This is a genomic window from Streptomyces sp. NBC_01707 (genome assembly GCF_041438805.1).
In the GTDB taxonomy this organism is placed as follows: Bacteria; Actinomycetota; Actinomycetes; order Streptomycetales; family Streptomycetaceae; genus Streptomyces.
In genome coordinates this window covers 100,699-119,022 of sequence record NZ_CP109191.1, presented here as the reverse complement: position 1 = coordinate 119,022, position 18,324 = coordinate 100,699, and the positions used below count along the sequence as shown (strand labels likewise).

Here is an 18,324-nt window from a genome sequence, read left to right as displayed (position 1 = left end):
AAGAGCATGCCTGGGAATTTTCGCGGCTTTGACCGCTATTGCGTGATGGCCGATAGTGCGGGTGCAAGGGGGTATGCCAGAGTGAGAAGCATGACCCGCGCCGAGTTTGATGACGAGCTGACCCCATTTGTTCAGGGGTCTACTTCGGCGTCATGGTCCGTTAGAGCGGCCTCAGGCCGGCGTCTGGCAGCCGTCGCGGAGGTTCCCGAAGTGGCTGAGGTCCTGCACCGGCTGTTGTTGGATGGTCGCGACACTTTCGTCACTCAAGAGACGGCGGAGGCTCTGCTCGGACGCTGGGACGTGCTTGGTCTGCGCATGGTGCTGGCCGCGCTCGCCAGCGCGGATGACGACACTGGCGATCACCTTGATGCTGCAATCCTCAATGTCTGCGGTCAGTCCAAGGAGGACGGGGAACGACTCGCGGCACTGTGTTCAGCGCTGGCATCGGATGCGGATAGCGCCGTAAGCAGTGAAGCCCGCAAGATTCTCGAACCACTGCGGTGACCCGACCGCTACTCACCCTGAGTGGGGATACGGCGAAGACCACTTCGTAGTGCAGGCTCACGCAACGGCGCTCTGAGCAATGCGTGCGCTCACGGCGGCCGTGAACGCGACGTAGGCCTCCTCGGCGTGCTGCAGTTGTGACTGAGCGCTTCATCTGGCGGACCCCACCAGATGAAGCGCTCACGCGGAACCGGAGCCTCCTCTGGGATCAGCCCTGATCTTGTGTGTATCGAACTGCGTACCGGCTGGAGTCGATGGCGGGGTTGCGTAGGGTCCCCCAGAAGTGATCGTCCGGTATCGGTGGCAGTGGCGGGTTGCCCAGGTCCGCGTGCAGATCTGCACGCCAGTCGACCGTGAGGTGGCTGCGGATGCCCGCGCTCTCGCACACGGACCTGTAGGGCGAGCCCCAGATCCCGTGCGCCATCTTCTCCGCGGCCCACTTGCGATGGTCGTCGAGGTGGGTGTTCGCCTGGACGAGCACCGTGCGCAGTCGCAGGGCCAGCGGGCTGGCCTGTTCCGGCCGTGGTGGGACTTCGCCCCGTTCCAACGCATCCAGGGCTGACTTGATCTCCGGGTACTTGTTCAGGCCCGTTTCGACGGCCAATCTGCGCAGCTGCTTCCGCGCGGCCTTGGCCACCTGCTCACGCGGCAGGACCGCGATCAGCGCACCGAGTTCCTCAAGGCCGTCCAGGAGGCCCACGGGGAGGAGTTCGGTGGGGCTGCAGGACAGGTTCAGTTCCGGCAGCTGCTCATCCGGCCCGGGAAGGGGCTCGTCGGCACTGCCCCACTCCGGGCGGGGAGACCGGGCCCACTCCCAGAACAGTCGGCCGTTGAACGTGACGGCGCCCGCGTCCTGGCCGCTCTCGAGCTGGTCGGCCAGCTCTGCCAGATACCCGCCCAGTGAGTCGACCCGCCCGAAATCGGTGCCGGTCTCGTCGAAGAACCGTCCGATCGCACCGTAGGAGTCCTGCCCACGGCGGCAGTCGATCGTGAGACCGTCAGCCGTTGCCCCGTAGGAACCGAACTTCAAGTAGGCGTGGTTCCAGTAGTACTGGGCCTCCTCCTCGTCCAGGTCCTCGGCGATGCTGCGCATGAACCGGGTTTCCGCGACGATCTCGCTCACTCCGAGCAGCCGGTCGTGCGTGCTGAACCGGAAAGCTTCCGCTCCGTCCAGCGCTCCGTTGTGCCGGAGCAGTGACGCAACCAGGTCGGGAGGGAAGGTGACGCCCAGTTCCTCCTCCGCTGCCGCTATCTCCTCGTGTCCCGCGGGCGGTCCGAGCGTGGCGAAGGTGCGAGGCGCGTGCTCGCGCAGCCACTCGTCGATGCGGTTCCATGAATGCTGGACCAGGTCATTTGTCATGGCGCTGACCCTAGAGACAGAGACTGACAGCTTGATCGCCGCCCACCGGCCACGGTAGCGGGGCACCCGTCGGCGCCCGCCAGGTCTGACACGCAGCCCCGCCAACTCGAGTGCTCACTCGCCAAGCGAAGCGCTCAGTCTCAGGTTGGCAATCAGTCACACGTCATTGGCCCCTTTCAGAAGTCGAGTTCGACGTAGTCGATGTCGGTGAACTCCACCACGAGTCCGTCGGCACGGCGGCCGCGGTCCTTGAAGTACTGCTCCTGGAGTCCTTCGGCGATCACAGCCTGGAGCTGATGTTCGGAGGCGCCGGCGGTCTGTGCGTCGAAGAGGCGGGCCGCGTACTGGGGCGGGAGGTGCTGGGTGATCAGCCGGATACGTCCGTCGTCCGTGGTGCCCGGTGCGGCGGTGAATCCGAACCGCGCCCTGGTTTCCACGACGATGCCGGTGGAGGTGGCGGCGTTCTTCTTCGCTTTCTCCTTCACCCGTGGCTGCCAGCGGTTGCGGACCTCACCTGTGAGCCGGGCCGCAAGATCCGGGCGCGGTCTCTTGATCTGGTCCTTGACGTAGCGTTCGACCGTGCGCTGGGTGATGCCCAGGAGGTCGGCAACGGCTCTGGTGCCTTTGAACTGCTTGACCAGGAACCGCATCTGTGCGCCTGCGGTCTTGGGGATCGGGCGGGTGGCCGTGCTCGCCGCGGCCCTGTCGAGACTGTCTCCGAGGATGCCCATCAGGTGGTCCTACTCCCCGCTGTCTTCGATGTCGCCCTTGATGTGCCGGGCCGGGTTGTGTCCTTCGTCGAGCATCGCGACGGCCCAGAGCAGGTCCTGGGTGCCCTCGTGCTTGACCATCCCTGGTGAGACACCGAGCCGGAACGTGCCCGGGGCCGGGTTTCCGTCCGCGGTGCGCGGCAGCACGTCCAACGGGCTCGGCCCGTCGGACAGGTAGACAGCGCAGTCGGAGAGCAGTGCGATCGGGATCAGTGCGTCCTCGCCGAAGGTCAGGTTCCCGGCCGAGGGCGGGGCGCTCTGCCTCCGCGAACCGGCTCCGTGCCGCGGGGGCGCGGTCCGGTCGTTCAGCAGGAGGGGGCAGCGGGGACGCAGATGAGCGTCGACCGCATCAAACAAATCGGACATGGCACCTCCCTCGCCAGCATAGCAAGGAACGTACGTTGTACGTACTTTTTCCGCTCATTGTGCGTACACTCGTCGTTGCCGTAGCCCCAGCGGATGTCCGCACTCTTTGAGGCATTGGGCCTGGGAACCGCTGCCCAGGCGGCCGGCGCGTACCGCACGGCGCGTTGGCGGTGGCCACCGCCGCACCCTGGAGGAAGCGGGCTGGTTCACCGGACGGGAGGTGCGGTTGTGAGCGCCACCGCTCCGAACCCCGGCCGAGGGCGGGCCGGGCTGCTGGAGAAGTTGTTGGCAGCGATCCGGCCCGAGTACCGCACCGAGATCTACCGCCCGGCAGCGGACGACCCGGTATTCATCGTCCCGCCCCGCGGTCCTCGACTGCGACCGCGTGGTCAGCCAGCCGGTCTTACCAGCAGCACAAGGCCGGTCGGTCGCGGTGGAGTTCAACGGCTCGTACCGGCACCGACCGCCGCAGCCGCACGCTTCGCGGTCGCTGAGGGCTCTTCCGCTGACCATCATCGGCTCGTAGACAGCACGGTCAAGCTTCGGCAAGATCGGCGAATGTTGAGGCGGGAACGGCCGTTGGAGGTCGCCGTATGCGGACCCCCGGGGGCCGGAAAGACCACCGTTGCCTGCGCAACGGCGCGCCGCCTCGGTGTGCCGTTCCTGACCCGGGATGAGATCAAGCTCGGTCTCCGGCTGTCCTCCGCTTCCGTCGCAAAGGACGGCGGTGTTCAGCTCAACCTGGTGGTTTCGATCACTTCTTGCGACAGCGTTTGTTGACGAGTTCTGACGTCGTCGTCCGGCCGAGGACTCCGCGGTTCGTCACGAGTTTTGCAGGCACCTGCCCATGCAGCCGAGTCGTGTCGGCGGCTCGCAACAGGGCTGCCACAAGGTTTCAAGATCGCTTGACCTTGCCCCAGAGGGAAGGGCGACAGTGTCTCCGTAGATCACACGAGCGAGCGGTGTGCGCTCGCCAGCCGGGCTGGACGAAGAGGGGGAGTTCGAGTGACGGCGACCTGCGTCATTCTCGATATCGGTGGCGTGCTGGAGATCACGCCGGAAACGGGGTGTGTGCAGCGGTGGGAAGAGCGGCTGGGGTTGCCGTTCGGCACTGTGCATGAGCGGATGCGCGACGTGTGGCAAGCCGGGAGCGTCGGGAGTATCAGTGAACGAGAGGTTCACGAGCAGGTGGCAGCACGCTTGGGGCTCGACGCGCCCCAGGTTGAAGCCTTCATGGCTGATCTCTGGGCGGAGTACCTGGGAACGCCTAACGAGGAGCTCATCGCTTACGTGCGTGGGCTGCGAGGAAGCTGCAGGCTGGGCATCCTAAGCAACAGCTTCGTCGGTGCCCGGGAACGGGAGACCGCGCTGTATCACTTCGACGAACTGGTCGAGCAAATCGTGTACTCGCACGAGATCGGCATCGAGAAGCCGGACCCGCGTGCCTTCGAGACCGTATGCGCCAGCTTGGAGGTGCGGCCGGAGAGCTGTCTGTTCATCGACGATCTCGCAGTAAATGTTGAGGCTGCTCAGGCGGCGGGCATGCAGGCGCATCTGTTCCAGGACAATGCCCGGACGATTACGCGCATCGCAGCTCATCTGGACGCTGGTCCCCGGGTTGGAGGGCCTGTCCCGCTCGGATGATGTCGGCCTGGCCGACCTGTTTCTATTGGTCGGCTTCCTCTGGGGATGGCACGATGAGCGCCCATGGATGATCAAGGCACTTTTGCCGCCCAGGCTCTTCGGTTGGTCACTACGCGCTTCCCGCATGCTCTGGGTGCTGTGCTGGGGGGCTCGGTTGCCCAGGGTCGCGCTACTTCGAGCAGTGATCTCGATGTGGCGGTCCTGCTGCCGGACTCGGACACCAGCCGCCGTGAGGTGATACGTCATGAGGGCCGTCTGGCCGAGCTGTTTCTGACCACCCTTGCGGACGTGCCGGAATTCTTCGAGTGGGACAGGGCACGCCGCCGAGGCACGCTCCTTTTCATCTATGACCAGGGCCTGCCCTTGTTGGACCCGCACGGTCATCTGTCTCAAACGTGCGAACAGGCCCGCGCGGTGCTCGCGGACGGTCCTCCTCCCCTCACGCCGACGGAAAGGGAACGAAGTCGCTACGGCCTCACCTGTTACATGGACGACCTGGTCGACACCCCGCCAACCAATCGGTATGAACAGCTTTCCCTCGCCGACTTCACCCTGCGCGAGGCGGCACACCTGCTCACAGCCCACCACGGTGCGTGGACAGGCATTGGCAAGTGGCTGCCCCGCCGACTGCTGAGTGCGGACCCGGTACGTGGCAAGGCTCTACTGGAAGGCCATCAAACCGTCGCCGATCACGCTGACCCCGAACCATTGGCCGCTGCAGCCGTGCAAGTTCTCGACCTGCTCGGCGGACCGCTGCGCGAAGGATACGCACTCCCCTGGCGCACCTGATCCGCGAGCCACATTTCGCGCACTGGGCGGACGCCGAAGAAATGCGCTCTGAGCATTGTCCCGCGACATGCGTGAAGGTCGGCATGCCGAGGTCGGTGGGCCGGGTGACGTCGGACGCATCCGACTGGCCCAGGTGCGGGGGTCCCGGTCCGGCGTAAGGATCGGTGTACGGGTGGTGGCCCGGATGTCTCTTCCGGCTGCGGCTGGACCACCGCCTAACCGACCCAGGGGGGTCCTGGAGGTAGGCATGCCGTCGACGATCTGGAGCGGGGCGATCTCGTTCGGGCTGGTCACTTCTCTGAACTTGGGGCCGGTCCGTCCCAAAGCCTCTGATCTGTAGCTCTCTGAAACCGAATCGGTGATGCCAGAGGCATCACAGCGAGGTGTTCCGGAGAGCGAGAGCCGTTCCGCCTGCCGCCTCAGTACTGTGACTTCGCATGACCGACACCGAGATCGAGATCACTACAGACCTGGTTCGCGACCTGCTGCAGGAGCAACATCCAGACCTTGCAGGGCTGGCCATCCGCGAAGTGGCGGGCGGCTGGGGCAACCAAATGTGGCGCCTCGGGGACGAGCTGGCCGTGCGCATGCAGCGCATGGACCCCACCCCGGAGCTCCAGCTCAAGGAGCGGCGGTGGCTCCCCGTGCTGGCCCCGCGCCTGCCGCTCCCGGTGCCGACTCCGGTGCGGTTCGGCGAACCGTCCGAGCGCTTCCCCAAGCACTGGACCGTGATGACGTGGGTTCCCGGCGAGCCGCTGGACCACGGCTCGATCAGTCGCGGCGCCCACGCGGCCGACACGCTGGCGGGCTTCCTCCGGGCGCTCCATGTGGAGGCGCCCGCCGAGGCGCCGATCGCTACGGACCGCGGTGCGCATCCCAGGGACTGCACGGACGGCTTCGAGAACTTCTTCCAGGCCGTTGCCCCCGACGACATCGCTGCCGACGTCCGGGCCGTCTGGGACGACGCGGTTGTGGCCCAGGCGTGGGAGGGCCCGCCGGTGTGGGTGCATGGCGACCTCCATCCCGCGAACGTCGTCGTTTCGGGTGGAACGCTCTCGGGCATCGTCGACTTCGGTGGCCTGTTCGCCGGCGATCCGGCGTGGGACCTCGCCGCCGCATGGGTGCTGCTACCCGCGGGCACGGCCTCACGGTTCTTCGACATGTACGCGCATGTAGACGAGGCGGCGATCCGGCGCGCCCGCGGGCTGGCCGCTATGAAGAGTCTTTTCCTGATACTCATGGGGCAGAACGGAGATCGGGGCCTTCCCGGCGGCAAGCCGAACTGGGGACCTGCAGGCCGGGCGGCCCTTGATCGTGTTCTGAAGGGCGTTTAGTGCACGCTTCTTTGAACTTGTTCTCGATCTTGTTTGAGGGCCATGCGGCAGCCACCTTCGTGGGTTCATCGATCGCCACGTGTGGTGGGGATGCCGAGGTCGACGGCCGTGTGCTGCGCCGGGTCCGTCGTCTCCACCAGCGCACCGGTCTGCGGGGGAATGACGCCCACCAGGTCTCGGGCAGAATCGCCTGTCTCAAGCATGGCCGGGAAGCTAGCAGATACTGCCGTTGACCTGCGAATATTCTCCTCTTAGTTCAGTCAACCGCACGATCCCGATCCGGGTCTCGTCTGCCACCGAGAACCGCTCGATCTCGTTCCACCAGTACCACCTGGAGGACATGGGGCGAATCCGCACCCGGAAGGTCTGGGAGCTTGATGGCGAGGCGCTCGGGCAAGGAGGACATTGGCAAGGGGTACGAGCTCACCAAGGAGCAGACGGTCCCCGTCACGGATGAAGAGCTCGACCAGATGCCGCTGCCCACGGCGAAGGCCATCGAGATTGTGGCGTTCGTCGACCGTGAATCGATCGACCCCGTCCGTATCGCCGACAGCTACTACCTTTCGGCAGACGGAGCCGTGGCCGCTAAGCCCTACGTGCTTTTGCGCCGCGCCCTGGAGCGGACCTCGAAGGCGGCCATCGCCAAATTCGCGTGGCACAACCGGGAGCGCCTCGGCCTGCTCAGCGTCCGTGACGACGCCCTTGTCCTGCACTCGATGAAGTGGCCGGATGAGGTGCGCTCGCCTGCCGAGTTGGCCCCGGATGCCGTCGATCTGGACGAGGACGAGATCCAGCGGGCCATCGAACTGATGGATTCCATGACCACCGACGACATCAGCGGCTACCGCGACCACTATCGCGAGGCACTGGAAGAGCTCATCGCCGTCAAGTCGCAGGGCCAGGAGCCAGCCCAGCCTGCCGAGGGCCAGGCGCAGCGGCCCGGCCAGGTCATCGATCTGTTGGCAGCCCTGAACGCGTCCGTCCAGAGGGCCAAACACTCCCGCGGCGAGTCGGACGAGCATGCCACCGTCCACGAGATGAAGCCCCGTAAGAAGGCGGCCGCGAAGAAGATGGGGAAGAGGGCGCCTGCCTAGAAGGCTGCCGCCAAGAAGACCACGACGACGAAGACTGCCGGTCGGAAGCCGAGAAGCGCCTAGTACTCAGCTGAGATCGCGATCTTGCTGGTGGGGGTGGCTGAGTTGCCGAATTGCTACGACTGGCTATCGCCCGGGGTCAGATGCCGGCCTTGTACGCCCTGGCCGAGTTCACCTCTACCTGCCTGCGCCCCACCCGCCCCTGATCGCAGGACCCCCGCCGGTCGATAACCGGCGGAGGCGGGTGGCTGTGTTTATACAGGTTTGGCCGGGAGCAGGCGGAGTGCGGTGTGCGAGGTCAGGGGGACGCTACGGAATTCCCTGTTGTCGACGGTCAACACGCATTCGGTGTCGTAGGCGACTGCGAGCGCCATCGCGACGGCGTCCGAGAGGTTGAGCCGCAGTGACCTGTACTGATTCCGCAGGCGGGCGGCGGCAGCGAGAACGTTGGGGGTGATCTCGAGCAGGACGTAGCAGCCGACGGCTCGTTCTGAGCGAAGTGCTGCACGGGGCTCCTCCCCGTTCGGCTGCTGCTTTCGTCTCGGTCCGTGTCGAACCGAATCGCAACGTCCCGGTCCGGTACGGTCATCGCGCCCCTCCGGCATCCCGGCACGGGGCCTGTGGCCCTGGGGTGTCCCTGACGCATCCTGCTGTTATCCCGACCCAGGAGTTGGTCGGCGCCCGCGGGGAAGGCCCGTCCTGCTTCGCCTGCCCCGGGGGCGCGTCACCCCTACATACGGGGCCGGGGCCGGAAGTGTTACGCCGCAGCGCAGGCGGTCCGAGCAGCGGGCATGGCCCAGATCAAATGTCGCTGCCTGCCAGGGAACCGACTCCTGTCCCACCCGCGTGACTGCAGTGATGTCCCATCGACTACCGGAGCGGGGAGCATGGCAGACAACGTTGCGCGCCTCATCGCGACCGCAAGTGCGCTCGCCTCTGCGAGCACCATGACGATCTCGTATGCGACATACAGGCGGTCACGACCCCGATACAGGCGGGCACGACCCCGACTGGGCATCAAAGCCGACGTCTCCATAACCTTCCCCGCCGAGCGGAGCGCGGACATGAACCTGCGCGTCCGGCTGATCAACCAGGGACAAGCCACGATCAAGCTCGGCGACGATCTCTTGGTCAGATTCGGGCCACGCGCCCGGCGCCGGCACAACGGACTGGGCTCCGTCGCCCTCCAGGAGTGAGCTGTCCGGGAGACAAATTGTCTTCCCGGCCCCCGGCACACCTCGGCCCCCACGGTCTCGCCGCCCGTGGGGGCCGACAGCATCTGCGCTCCGCAGCGTAGCCCGCGTCCGGGCGCGGGGACGGGTCCTGTCGCCCGCGTGACGTAGTCGACTACGGGGTGCGCCAGGACCGCAGCCGGTCGGCGATGTCGAAGGTGTCCAGCCGCAACGCCTTGATGTCGAGGATCAACTGCTTCCACGGCTGCGGGTCCGGGTCGACGCTCTCGCCGGAGGCCTCGATGTACGCCAGGGCGACCGCGTACCCGTAGAGCTCGTTGCGGGCCGGGAGCGGGCGCGTGAGCACGATCGTGTCGAGGAGTGCGGCCGCCCGCCAGTAGGCGTCGGGATCGGCCAAGTCCAAGTGCGGAGTGTTCACCCGATGCCGGGCGACGGCCGCCACCATTCCCGAGTAGTCCCGGATTTCCAGGTCCTTACCGAGCAGACGCTCTTGCCGGTCCAGGAGCCACCGGATGTCGATGAACAGGTTCAAGGTCAGGCCGCCCGGCTGCTACGAGCCGGAGCCTCGGGCAGGCCGCCGAACGCCTCGTCGAAGGCCTCGAGCACGCCGGGGCGCTCGATCGCTTCGTTGAACGCGGCGGTCGCGCGCCCGAGCAGCGCCTGCTGCTCCTCCTGCTGGGAGAGCTCTTCGAGGTAGCCGGCCAGGCTCATGCCCCGCGCCTTGGCGAGGGCCGCGAGGCGGTCTCTCGTGTCCGTGTTGATCCGTACGGTCGTGTCAGCCATGCCACCCAGTATGCACCCGCGACTACGTCCGCGCATACGTAATGGGCCCTGTTCTCGTATAGCTACGGCCAGGTGGCGAGTAACGCTGAGTGACATTCCGGGTTGTCGAGGCCGGGGGCTGCGCGGGCGGCTCGGGGTCGTCGTCGCCGAACAGGATCCGTTTGCCTTCAGCAAGTCTCTTGTACTCATTCAAAATTGCGTGCATTCTTCAATGCATGACTCCACATCAGGAACTGCTGGACGACGTCTTCGCCATCCGCTGGCCGCTGCCGCACTACGACGAGGACGACCAGACCCCTCGACACCAGCGCGGCGCCGCGGTGGACGCCGCGCACAGGCCGCGCACGGCCTTCTTCCACACATGGGGTGCCGCGCGGGCAGAGCACGGCCCGGACTACGATCCGCTCCTCGCCTCTCTTGAGGACCTCATCGCGATCAAGAAGGCGGCCGATGAGCAGATGCGGCTGCTCCTGGCCTACGGCCGGGTCTACGTCACCCCGCGCCCGCACACGCTGGAAACTCTCGGCGAGGCTGCCGGCCTCACGCCCTCCGGCGTCAGCCGCGCCTTCGGCGCCAAGGAGGTCCTCGCCGTCGGGGACCTAATCGGCCGGCGCCCCGCCGCAGTCGAGATCAGCGATTACGACCCCGATGACTTCGCCGGTGATGCCAGCCGACGGCGGTGCACCTGGGGAGGCAGCAAGAACAAGCCCTGCCCCGAGGAGCCCAAGTACACCGTCACCGACAAGTCCGGTACCAAGTGGTCCTGTTGTGACGGCCACCTGCCCGGCTACCTCCGCTCCCGCCCCGGCGCCTGAGCCGAACGGGCACTCCACGTAGGCCCGGCTAGGAGAGCGGTTTGTCACCGTTCCGCGCCAGGCAGGTGATGCTCTCCGGACCCCGCGAGCGGCACGGATAACGTCCCGCTCCATGACCAATGTGCATCTGCCTCCCGCCGAGTACTACGCCACCCTCCCCCGGATCCTCGCTGCGGCGGGGGCGGTCATCCGCGACGCCGACGGCCGGGTCCTCCTGGTGCGGCCGTCGTACCGCGACCACTGGGAGATTCCGGGCGGTGCGCTGGACCCGGGCGAGGACGTCAGGCAGACCTGTCAGCGCGAGGTCAAAGAGGAGCTGGGCCTCGACCTCGTCCCGGGGCGCCTGCTGGTCGTCGACTGGATGCCCGAGCGGCCCGGCAGCCGTCCACGTCCCCCGTTGTGCAACTTCCTCTTCGACGGCGGCACGCTCACCGAGGAGGAGGCCCGGCTGCAGGTGCGCCTGGCCGCCGGTGAACTCACCGACTGGAAGCTGGCGGCGCTCGGGGAGTGGGACACCCTCCTGCCGCCGCATATGGTCCGCCGCCTTCACGCGTGCTCCCGCGCCCTGACCCAGGGCACGACCGCCTACCTGCACCACGGATTCGACCCCTCCGTCTGAGGAGACGGACTCACGCTCCCGAGCGTCGCCCAGTACGGGTGCGCCGCCACCTTGGATCGACAGCTCACACTGCCCGGCCGATCACCGCCGGCCAAACTTCTTCTCTCCCGCGTGCCAAGTGGCCTGCGGCATCCCTTGCGACTCACGCGTGTCGTACGTAATCCCCGACAGGAAACCGTTCGAATCGAACCGCCCGTTGTACCGCCCCGGGCCCATCAGGAACGTGAATTCCTCATCACTGACGTGAGCGTCCGTGACGTCGGTATACCCCGCCTTGTTCCGGATGTTCACCCTGCCGGCGAAGTTGCCCGACAGGTCGTCCTGGCGCAGCTCCATGTACAGCACGAACCCATCACTCTGCCACAGCGTCCAGTTGCCCCCGACGTCCTTAGGCATTGCCGAACTCCCTTCTTTAGGAGCCCCTTCCACCAAGCTACCTCTCATACCAATTGGGTACATTTGGGTGTTTTATCCATTGCGCAACTAGGTGTCTGACAGCCTCTTGGCGCACGACCAGAGAGGGCAGGCCCGCCGGGACGAGCCCGTGCTCCCGGCCGCCCAGCGTGCGGGGCGTGCACGCTGGCGGTCGCCTGGCCCGCCAACTGGCACCCGTAATGCCCCCGCGCTCAGGCCGACTTCTGCGCGACCTGGAACGGCCGCAGCCCGGCCAGCAGCAGGTACACCAGCAGCCGGTCGCGAGGCGCGGCGATGAACGGGATCCAGCCGAGGGCCGGAGGCGTCTCGTCGAACACCTCCCCGGGCGCCGTGGCGTCCCGGCGGGCCTTCCACTCGGTCAGCTTGGCCAGGTCCACCGAGCGGCCGCGCTCGTCCAGGCGGCCGAGGTCGCGGCCGTAGCCCTCGTGCGTCTCGTGGGCGTAGCCGCGCGGGCCCTGGTGCATCCAGTGGTCGCGCACCATGTACGGGTCGGCGTGGATCATGCGGCGGCCCGTTCCCTTATGGCCTCGAGCACCACGCAGTAGCACTCCAGCTCGCGGCGGCCGGCCGGCGGCGGGACGTCGTAGTGGAGCAGGCAGGGCCGCGGGTTCATGCGGTCGTGGGCGTGCCAGGCTTCGTCGTCGCTCTCGTACGGGCCCACCACGTAGTCCGGGCCGCCGTCGAAGGCGACGCCGTCGGACACGATCAGGTACCAGGCCCCTGCGGGTTCGGTCTGCGGATGCACGGCACTCCCGGCTCACGCACCTCGGCGAGGACGGCGTGTCGACGCCGCTCACTCGCCCCCAAACGAGTGGGACTGCCTACGCATCACGGGGGCCGGACACTGGAGGTCCGTTTCGGCCACGGGCCGCTTCGCATGTGCCGGCACTGGCGAGCTGGCCTATCGACGACTACCGCCTGTCACGACTGGACGTTTTTGCAGGTCAGCGAGTTGGTGTGGGCGTGGGAGTCGCGACACGAGAGCTGGAGAACAAAATCGCGTGTTCGATTTCTGTTCGAGTAAGGTGGAGACCTAGCCAGGGTGGTTAGGGCGTATTTGGGGGTATGTGGCCGGAGGTCCCGATGGGTGGTGGTGTGCACCTGCATGTCGCCAGCGGCTACTCCGCCCGCTACGGCGCTTCCCACCCGCACGACCTGGTCGCCCGTGCCGCCGAGCGCGGCATCACCACGCTCGCGCTGACCGATCGCGACACCGTCACAGGCATCGTCCGCTTCGCGAAAGCCGCCATGGCAGCGGGCGTGCGGCCGGTTCTCGGCGTGGACGTCGCGGTCGCCCCGCACACCCCGGCCGGCCGCGCCGCCAGACCGCGGACGCCGGTGCGCGGCGGCGCCCACGTTGCCGAGGCACCGCTGAGAGTCACGCTCCTCGCGCAGGACCTGTCCGGGTGGGGTCGGCTGTGCCGGGTCGTGTCGGCCGCCCACGCGACCGCTTCCGGCGGCCCGCCGATCGTGGCCTGGCCAGTGCTCCACCAGTACGCAGACCGGAGCCTCACGATCCTGCTCGGGCCCGTGTCGGAACCGATCCGGGCCTTGTCGGCCGGGCGTCCGGACATCGCTGAGCAGCTCCTGGTGCCGTGGCGGGAGCTCGCCGGGCCGAACTTGCGCCTGGAGGTCCTCCACTGGGGGCTCGAAGGCCTCGGCCCCGGATCGTTGCGGCTCGCCGCCCACACCCTCGGCCTGGCCGACCGGCTCTCCATCCCCGCGGTGCTGACGAACGCGGTGCGCTACGCCGACCCCACTCAACACCGGATCGCGGACGTCCTGGACTCGGCCCGGCTGCTGCGGCCGATCGACCGGCGGCGCCTGGACTGCGGCGAGCGCTGGCTCCGGGACCCAGTCGAGATGGCGGCTACGGCGGATCGGATCTGTGCGGCCGCCGGTGCCGGCCCGGGTCGCGCGGCGGAGCTGCTCGCCGTGACCGCACAGACCGCTGAGCAGTGTGCGATCGATCCGGTCGCCGATCTTGGGCTCGGTACCCCGCACTTTCCCGAGCCGACCGTGGTCGGCGCTGCGCCGGGTGCGGGTGGGGCGATGCGGCTGCTGAGGCAGCGGTGCGAGGCCGGGATGGTTGCCCGCGGCCTGGACCGTGACCGGCGGGCGGTCGAGCAACTCGACTACGAGCTCGGCATCATCGGCCGGCTCGGTTTCGAGGCCTACTTCCTCGCTGTTGCTCAGGTGGTTGCCGACGTCCGTGACATGGGGATCCGGGTCGCCGCCCGCGGTTCCGGCGCCGGTTCCATGGTCAATCACTCCTTGTTCGTGGCTACAGCGAACCCGTTGGAGCACCGGTTGTTGTTCGAGCGGTTCCTGTCGGAGCGTCGGGCCTCGTTGCCGGACATCGACGTCGATGTGGAGTCCGCCCGTCGCCTGGAGGTGTACGACAGGATCTTCGAGCGGTTCGGCTCGGAGCGGGTCGCGGTGACGGGGATGCCGGAGACCTGGCGGGCGCGTCATGCGCTTCGTGACACCGGCCTTGCCCTGGGGCTGCCGCCGCGGACGGTCGACCGGATCGCGAAGTCCTTCCCTCACATCCGGGCCTGCGACATCCGCGGAGCGCTCAAGGAGCTGCCCGAGCTGCGACAGCTGGCAGCGGAGGCTGATTCGTACGGTCCGTTGTGGGAGCTCGCCGAAGGGCTCGATGCGCTGCCGCGTGGGATCGCGATGCACCCGTGCGGTGTGATCCTTTCGAACGCGACGTTGCTGGACCGCCTGCCGGTGCAGCCGACGCCGGGTGGGCAGTACCCGATGGTCCAGGCCGACAAGGAAGATGTCGAAGACCTCGGTCTGCTCAAGCTCGACGTGCTCGGGGTGCGGATGCAGTCGGCAATGGCGCACGCCGTCACCGAGATCCGCCGCACGACCGGGCGGCAGATCGACCTCGACAATCCTGACCACGTGCCGCTGGACGACCAGTTCGCCTTCGCCCTGATTCAGGACTCAGACACCGTGGGGATGTTCCAGCTCGAGTCGCCCGGTCAGCAGGACCTGGTCGGTCGGCTCCAGCCCCGCGACCCACAGGACGTCATCGCCGACATCTCCCTGTTCCGGCCGGGTCCGGTGCAGGGCGGGATGCCCGCGCTCTACATCGCCGCCCGGCACGGCGCCGCCCCCGTCTACCCGCACCCCGATCTCGAACCGGTCCTCCAGGACACGTACGGGGTGACGATCTGGCACGAACAGATCATCGACATCCTGGCCGTGATGACCGGCTGCGACCGTGCCCTGGCCGAGGTCGCCCGACGCGCACTCGCCGACGAGAAGCGCCTCCCCAAGCTCGAAGTGTGGTTCCGGGAGAAGGCCGGCGCCCGCGGCTACAGCACGGAGGTCGTGGACGAGGTGTGGGAGATCGTCGCCTCGTTCGGCGCGTACGGGTTCTGCCGCGCGCACGCCGTCGCTTTCGCGGTACCCGCCCTCCAGTCGGCATGGCTCAAGGCCCATCACCCTGCCGCGCTGTATGCGGGGCTGCTGGAGCACGACCCCGGCATGTGGCCGCTGCGTGTGATCGTCGCCGACGCTCGCCGCCACAACGTGCCCGTGCTGCCCGTCGACGTGAACAGATCCGCGCCCGCGCATCAGGTCGAGCAGACCGACACAGGCTTCGGCGTCCGACTCTCGCTGTCCTCTGTGAAAGGCATCAGCGAGGATCAGGTTGCCCGGATCGCTGCTGGCCAGCCCTACAACTCCCTGCAGGACTTCTGGCAGCGGGCCCACCCGGCGCTAGCGATCGCCGAACGACTGATCCAGATCGGCGCGCTCGACCAGCTCAAGGGCGACCAGACGCGGCGTGACCTGCTGCTCCAGGCCGCCGAGCTCCACCGCCACACCCGTACCCGTCCCGGCGCCGGACAGCTCCCGATCGACGACACTCTTATGACCGCCGGGCCGTCCGGGCTGCGGGAGATGAGCAGCCGCGAGACTCTCGACGCCGAACTCAGCGTGTTGAAGATCGATGTCTCCCAGCACCTGATGGAGCACCACCACCGGTTGCTGCGGGAGATCGGTGCCACCGATGCCAAGCACCTCAACGCGATGCACCCCGGTCAGCAGGTCCTGGTCGCCGGGGTTCGTGCTTCCACTCAGACGCCGCCCATCCCGTCCGGCAAGCGCGTCATCTTCGTCACCCTCGAAGACGGCTTCGGGCTGGTCGACATCGCGTTCTTCGAGGACTCCCACGAGGCGTGCGCGCACACCATCTTCCACAACGGACTGCTGCTCGTCCGCGGCACCGTCGAAGCCCGAGGCCCTCGCCGGACGGTTGTTGGGCAGATGGCCTGGGACCTCGAAGCCCTCGCTGCGGCCCGACGTGATCACGGCCCCCAGGCCGTCCTCGACCTCCTCGGCCGCCGCGAACCCGCACCCACTCCCGCCCAGCCGGCCGACGTACCGGCCCGGACGCTCACGAACGGGACTGCCGGGGCCAAGCTCCATCCGTACGCCGACCTCCAGCCCGCCGGCACCCGCTCCGCCGACCTCGGTCGGCTCGGCCACCGCAGCCCCGGCAGCGCCGGATGACCACTAGCCCGCGCACCGTGATGCGTATCTACTTCCACCTCCCGGAGCCGGACGAGGAGATGTACGAGCAACTCCTGGCCCTCCTCGAGGGCATCACCCCGCGGGTCCAGGCCCACCCTGCGGACTGGTCCGCCGATGTCGACCTCACCGGCGCCCTGCGGTACTGGAAGCACGATGCCGAAGGGCTCGCTGCGGTGATTCGGCTGCGCGCGCTCGCCCTGTATGGGATCCAGTCGAGTGCGGGTATCGGGTCTTCTCGGATGGTCGCAGCAATGGCGGCCGTTCTCTCCCCGCCCGGCTCAACGACCGTCGTCGGAAACTCCCCCTACGACATCGCCGCGTTCCTGCGACCCCAGCATGCAGCCGCCCTGCCAGGAGTTGGCCCCGCGACGGCGCGATCCCTGTCCCGGTACGGGATCTACAGCGTCGGCGACATCGCGGACACACCGCTCGCCACCCTCCAACGGCTCCTCGGCACCGCCGTCGGCCGACAGGCCCACGACCGTTCCCACGGCCGAGACGACCGCCTCGGCGTCCCACAGGCGGTTCCTCGTTCCGCGTCCGCCGAGCACCGCTTCGACGTCGACGAGCTCAACCCCGATCAGCACCGCCAGGCAGTCTTGGGCCTCGTAGACGAACTGGGCGCCCGGATGAGGTCCGAGAACAGCGTCTGCTGCGCCATCACCCTGGCCGTCCGCTACGCAGATCGCACACACACCACTCGCACCCGAACCTTGACGGAGCCCACCGACCACACCCCCGCTCTCACAAAAACCGGCCTCGCCCTCCTCGCATCCCTCGGCTTGCAACGGGCTCGTGTCCGGGCGATCTCCGTCCGAGTCGAGCGACTACAGCCCGCCGAGACCGCCACCCACCAGCTCACCCTCGACCCCACCGACGAGCGGATACGCGACCTCGAAGCCGTCATCGACCGCGCCCGAGCCCGCTATGGATACCGCGCCGCCAGACCCGCGAGCACCCACGGACGGGCCAACTGACGCCGTGTCCCCCTTGCCTCCGCCAGGGCGAGGGAAAGGGGAACTCAATCAGGCGCCCCCAGGTGCAGCACAGCGTCGGGCCGGTTCGCCCGGGCGGCCCCCGATGCGGCCTTGCCGTCGACGACTTTGCGGGGCTGACGGAATGGGCGACTGGCCTGGACTGACTCCTCAGCCAGGCGACAACCGCTTGCGACGTCGTGCTGCATGCCCGTTACGGGACCGGCCTTAGTTGAACTCTGGATCTTATTCCTCAAGTCTTCCTCAGGAAATCGGATAAGTGACCGATCAAGGTGCGGAAGTTACGTAGGTTACTCACAGACCCGCCCAGACGTCTGGGCGTCATTTGTAGGGGGAATCACGTGCGAAAGACAGCACTGCGGTACTTATTCGCTCCAGTCACGACTCTGGCTTTCACTCTGGTACTGGCCACCACGGCCGGCGCCGTCGAGGAGTCGTCTGACGTCGCGCCTGAAGATGTCACTTCCGACCAGATCGCCTCGCGGGAATCAGCTGACAGCATGGTGGAAGGCCCGTCCAAGTCGGCCGCCGAGGTCGCCGTCGACCACACCCTTTCCGCGCTCCCTGAGGTGAGCGCCGACGGTGATGTCGGGACCATGCGTTGCGACAATCCGGTCAAGCAGTGGGTGCAAGTGAGTAATAAGAAGGACCACTACCACGTTCCGTCATGGTGGAACGGCACCAGCTACAAAGACGGTCCAGGCGGATCGATGAGGGTGAGCGTGGAAAAGGCGGGCAAGATCGGGGTCGAGGTGAGTGGCACCGCCGGAGTCACCGCCAGTGTCATTCTCGCTGAGGTCAAGGCGGAGTACAGCGTCAAGGTCGTGGCCGAAGTGGGAGTCACCGTGGGGCACACATACACCCACGACATACCTGCAAAGAAGTACGGTCACCTGCAATACGGCTCTTGGGGCCACAAGGTGAACTGGACAAAGTACAAAACCAGTGCAAACCGCTGCGGTAAGGTGAAAATTGGGTCAGGCACCGCGAAGCTTCCCACCAGAGAAGTCGGGTGGCGCTACTGGTCGACGAGCTCATGACGAAACAACCGCGCCCTTTGGGTCGAAGC

At 67.3% G+C, this 18,324-nt stretch carries 21 protein-coding genes and 1 pseudogene; 12 read left to right on the top strand and 10 right to left on the bottom strand.

Annotation, left to right across the window (positions count from 1 at the left end; all coding sequences use genetic code 11):
• Nucleotides 1-90: 90 nt before the first annotated feature.
• Complete coding sequence (locus OG963_RS43445) at nucleotides 91-504, top strand: hypothetical protein (protein ID WP_331750040.1); 414 nt, start codon at nucleotides 91-93, stop codon at nucleotides 502-504.
• A 208-nt stretch (nucleotides 505-712) separates the two neighbouring features.
• Here the strand turns inward: OG963_RS43445 and OG963_RS43440 are convergent, their stop codons facing one another.
• The 3 genes from OG963_RS43440 to OG963_RS43430 form a co-directional block, all read right to left on the bottom strand.
• Complete coding sequence (locus OG963_RS43440; protein ID WP_331750037.1) at nucleotides 713-1,864, bottom strand: SMI1/KNR4 family protein; 1,152 nt, start codon at nucleotides 1,862-1,864, stop codon at nucleotides 713-715.
• 176 nt (nucleotides 1,865-2,040) lie between these two features.
• Entirely contained in the window at nucleotides 2,041-2,595 is a 555-nt protein-coding gene (locus tag OG963_RS43435; protein WP_331750034.1) for an XRE family transcriptional regulator, read from the bottom strand.
• Nucleotides 2,596-2,604: 9 nt separating this feature from the next.
• Entirely contained in the window at nucleotides 2,605-3,000 is a 396-nt protein-coding gene (locus OG963_RS43430; protein ID WP_371800391.1) for a hypothetical protein, read from the bottom strand.
• A 93-nt stretch (nucleotides 3,001-3,093) separates the two neighbouring features.
• Here OG963_RS43430 and OG963_RS43425 point away from each other — a divergent pair, with 93 nt between their 5' ends.
• The 4 genes from OG963_RS43425 (at nucleotide 3,094) to OG963_RS43410 (ending at nucleotide 6,767) form a co-directional block, all read left to right on the top strand.
• Entirely contained in the window at nucleotides 3,094-3,780 is a 687-nt protein-coding gene (locus OG963_RS43425) for an AAA family ATPase (protein ID WP_371800390.1), read from the top strand.
• 225 nt (nucleotides 3,781-4,005) lie between these two features.
• Nucleotides 4,006-4,644 (top strand): HAD family phosphatase, encoded by a 639-nt coding sequence (locus OG963_RS43420; RefSeq protein WP_302004021.1) that lies wholly within the window; start codon nucleotides 4,006-4,008, stop codon nucleotides 4,642-4,644.
• A gap of 63 nt (nucleotides 4,645-4,707) precedes the next feature.
• Nucleotides 4,708-5,433, top strand: coding sequence for a nucleotidyltransferase domain-containing protein (locus OG963_RS43415; RefSeq protein ID WP_331750022.1), 726 nt, complete (start codon nucleotides 4,708-4,710; stop codon nucleotides 5,431-5,433).
• Between the two features lie 437 nt (nucleotides 5,434-5,870).
• Nucleotides 5,871-6,767: an aminoglycoside phosphotransferase family protein gene (locus OG963_RS43410; RefSeq protein ID WP_331750019.1), complete on the top strand. Its 897-nt coding sequence runs from the start codon at nucleotides 5,871-5,873 to the stop codon at nucleotides 6,765-6,767.
• A gap of 65 nt (nucleotides 6,768-6,832) precedes the next feature.
• Here the strand turns inward: OG963_RS43410 and OG963_RS43405 are convergent, their stop codons facing one another.
• Nucleotides 6,833-6,970 carry a hypothetical protein gene (locus tag OG963_RS43405; RefSeq protein WP_331750015.1) on the bottom strand — a complete coding sequence of 46 codons (138 nt, stop codon included), beginning with the start codon at nucleotides 6,968-6,970 and terminating at the stop codon, nucleotides 6,833-6,835.
• Between the two features lie 20 nt (nucleotides 6,971-6,990).
• Here OG963_RS43405 and OG963_RS43400 point away from each other — a divergent pair.
• Nucleotides 6,991-7,924: pseudogene (locus OG963_RS43400) on the top strand (Ku protein).
• Between the two features lie 191 nt (nucleotides 7,925-8,115).
• On the opposite strand, the gene OG963_RS43395 reads toward OG963_RS43400, so the two are convergent.
• Nucleotides 8,116-8,466: a PIN domain-containing protein gene (locus OG963_RS43395; protein WP_371800389.1), complete on the bottom strand. Its 351-nt coding sequence runs from the start codon at nucleotides 8,464-8,466 to the stop codon at nucleotides 8,116-8,118.
• Between the two features lie 459 nt (nucleotides 8,467-8,925).
• Between OG963_RS43395 and OG963_RS43390 the strand changes: the two genes are divergently transcribed.
• A complete protein-coding gene (locus OG963_RS43390; RefSeq protein WP_371800388.1) occupies nucleotides 8,926-9,057 on the top strand; it encodes a hypothetical protein in 132 nt (43 codons plus the stop codon).
• A gap of 151 nt (nucleotides 9,058-9,208) precedes the next feature.
• Here the strand turns inward: OG963_RS43390 and OG963_RS43385 are convergent, their stop codons facing one another.
• Together OG963_RS43385 and OG963_RS43380 are read right to left on the bottom strand one after the other, a co-directional pair.
• The gene (locus OG963_RS43385) at nucleotides 9,209-9,586 is read right to left on the bottom strand and encodes a toxin Doc (protein WP_331750010.1); all 378 of its coding nucleotides are present in this window, start codon (nucleotides 9,584-9,586) and stop codon (nucleotides 9,209-9,211) included.
• Nucleotides 9,587-9,588: 2 nt separating this feature from the next.
• Nucleotides 9,589-9,837, bottom strand: coding sequence for an antitoxin MazE7 (locus tag OG963_RS43380; protein WP_331750007.1), 249 nt, complete (start codon nucleotides 9,835-9,837; stop codon nucleotides 9,589-9,591).
• Nucleotides 9,838-10,052: 215 nt separating this feature from the next.
• On the opposite strand from OG963_RS43380, the gene OG963_RS43375 reads away from it, so the two are divergent.
• On the top strand, nucleotides 10,053-10,652 hold the full coding sequence (locus tag OG963_RS43375; protein ID WP_331750004.1) for a hypothetical protein: 600 nt from the start codon (nucleotides 10,053-10,055) through the stop codon (nucleotides 10,650-10,652).
• Nucleotides 10,653-10,764: 112 nt separating this feature from the next.
• Nucleotides 10,765-11,271: an NUDIX hydrolase gene (locus tag OG963_RS43370; protein WP_331750002.1), complete on the top strand. Its 507-nt coding sequence runs from the start codon at nucleotides 10,765-10,767 to the stop codon at nucleotides 11,269-11,271.
• An 81-nt stretch (nucleotides 11,272-11,352) separates the two neighbouring features.
• Here the strand turns inward: OG963_RS43370 and OG963_RS43365 are convergent, their stop codons facing one another.
• The 3 genes from OG963_RS43365 to OG963_RS43355 all read right to left on the bottom strand — a co-directional run bounded on the left by OG963_RS43365 (nucleotide 11,353) and on the right by OG963_RS43355 (nucleotide 12,451).
• Complete coding sequence (locus tag OG963_RS43365; protein WP_331749999.1) at nucleotides 11,353-11,667, bottom strand: hypothetical protein; 315 nt, start codon at nucleotides 11,665-11,667, stop codon at nucleotides 11,353-11,355.
• Nucleotides 11,668-11,897: 230 nt separating this feature from the next.
• On the bottom strand, nucleotides 11,898-12,209 hold the full coding sequence (locus OG963_RS43360) for a hypothetical protein (protein ID WP_331749996.1): 312 nt from the start codon (nucleotides 12,207-12,209) through the stop codon (nucleotides 11,898-11,900).
• Nucleotides 12,206-12,451: a hypothetical protein gene (locus OG963_RS43355; RefSeq protein WP_331749994.1), complete on the bottom strand. Its 246-nt coding sequence runs from the start codon at nucleotides 12,449-12,451 to the stop codon at nucleotides 12,206-12,208. Before OG963_RS43355 ends, OG963_RS43360 begins: the two co-directional genes overlap by 4 nt.
• Before the next feature lie 338 nt (nucleotides 12,452-12,789).
• Between OG963_RS43355 and OG963_RS43350 the strand changes: the two genes are divergently transcribed.
• The 3 genes from OG963_RS43350 (at nucleotide 12,790) to OG963_RS43340 (ending at nucleotide 18,295) form a co-directional block, all read left to right on the top strand.
• A complete protein-coding gene (locus tag OG963_RS43350; RefSeq protein ID WP_331750315.1) occupies nucleotides 12,790-16,239 on the top strand; it encodes a DNA polymerase III subunit alpha in 3,450 nt (1,149 codons plus the stop codon).
• A complete protein-coding gene (locus OG963_RS43345; protein WP_331749991.1) occupies nucleotides 16,236-17,237 on the top strand; it encodes a hypothetical protein in 1,002 nt (333 codons plus the stop codon). Before OG963_RS43350 ends, OG963_RS43345 begins: the two co-directional genes overlap by 4 nt.
• Before the next feature lie 359 nt (nucleotides 17,238-17,596).
• Nucleotides 17,597-18,295, top strand: coding sequence for a hypothetical protein (locus OG963_RS43340; RefSeq protein ID WP_331749988.1), 699 nt, complete (start codon nucleotides 17,597-17,599; stop codon nucleotides 18,293-18,295).
• Nucleotides 18,296-18,324: the final 29 nt, after the last annotated feature.

Excerpts from the sequence above, each read along its gene's own strand:
- OG963_RS43445 (WP_331750040.1), top strand. The coding sequence starts at position 91 with ATGACCCGCGCCGAGTTTGATGACGAGCTGACCCCATTTGTTCAGGGG.
- OG963_RS43440 (WP_331750037.1), bottom strand. The coding sequence starts at position 1,864 with ATGACAAATGACCTGGTCCAGCATTCATGGAACCGCATCGACGAGTGG.
- OG963_RS43435 (WP_331750034.1), bottom strand. The coding sequence starts at position 2,595 with ATGGGCATCCTCGGAGACAGTCTCGACAGGGCCGCGGCGAGCACGGCC.
- OG963_RS43430 (WP_371800391.1), bottom strand. The coding sequence starts at position 3,000 with ATGTCCGATTTGTTTGATGCGGTCGACGCTCATCTGCGTCCCCGCTGC.
- OG963_RS43425 (WP_371800390.1), top strand. The coding sequence starts at position 3,094 with ATGTCCGCACTCTTTGAGGCATTGGGCCTGGGAACCGCTGCCCAGGCG.
- OG963_RS43415 (WP_331750022.1), top strand. The coding sequence starts at position 4,708 with ATGGATGATCAAGGCACTTTTGCCGCCCAGGCTCTTCGGTTGGTCACT.
- OG963_RS43410 (WP_331750019.1), top strand. The coding sequence starts at position 5,871 with ATGACCGACACCGAGATCGAGATCACTACAGACCTGGTTCGCGACCTG.
- OG963_RS43405 (WP_331750015.1), bottom strand. The coding sequence starts at position 6,970 with ATGCTTGAGACAGGCGATTCTGCCCGAGACCTGGTGGGCGTCATTCCC.
- OG963_RS43395 (WP_371800389.1), bottom strand. The coding sequence starts at position 8,466 with ATGCCGGAGGGGCGCGATGACCGTACCGGACCGGGACGTTGCGATTCG.
- OG963_RS43390 (WP_371800388.1), top strand. The coding sequence starts at position 8,926 with ATGAACCTGCGCGTCCGGCTGATCAACCAGGGACAAGCCACGATCAAG.
- OG963_RS43380 (WP_331750007.1), bottom strand. The coding sequence starts at position 9,837 with ATGGCTGACACGACCGTACGGATCAACACGGACACGAGAGACCGCCTC.
- OG963_RS43375 (WP_331750004.1), top strand. The coding sequence starts at position 10,053 with ATGACTCCACATCAGGAACTGCTGGACGACGTCTTCGCCATCCGCTGG.
- OG963_RS43370 (WP_331750002.1), top strand. The coding sequence starts at position 10,765 with ATGACCAATGTGCATCTGCCTCCCGCCGAGTACTACGCCACCCTCCCC.
- OG963_RS43365 (WP_331749999.1), bottom strand. The coding sequence starts at position 11,667 with ATGCCTAAGGACGTCGGGGGCAACTGGACGCTGTGGCAGAGTGATGGG.
- OG963_RS43360 (WP_331749996.1), bottom strand. The coding sequence starts at position 12,209 with ATGATCCACGCCGACCCGTACATGGTGCGCGACCACTGGATGCACCAG.
- OG963_RS43350 (WP_331750315.1), top strand. The coding sequence starts at position 12,790 with ATGGGTGGTGGTGTGCACCTGCATGTCGCCAGCGGCTACTCCGCCCGC.
- OG963_RS43345 (WP_331749991.1), top strand. The coding sequence starts at position 16,236 with ATGACCACTAGCCCGCGCACCGTGATGCGTATCTACTTCCACCTCCCG.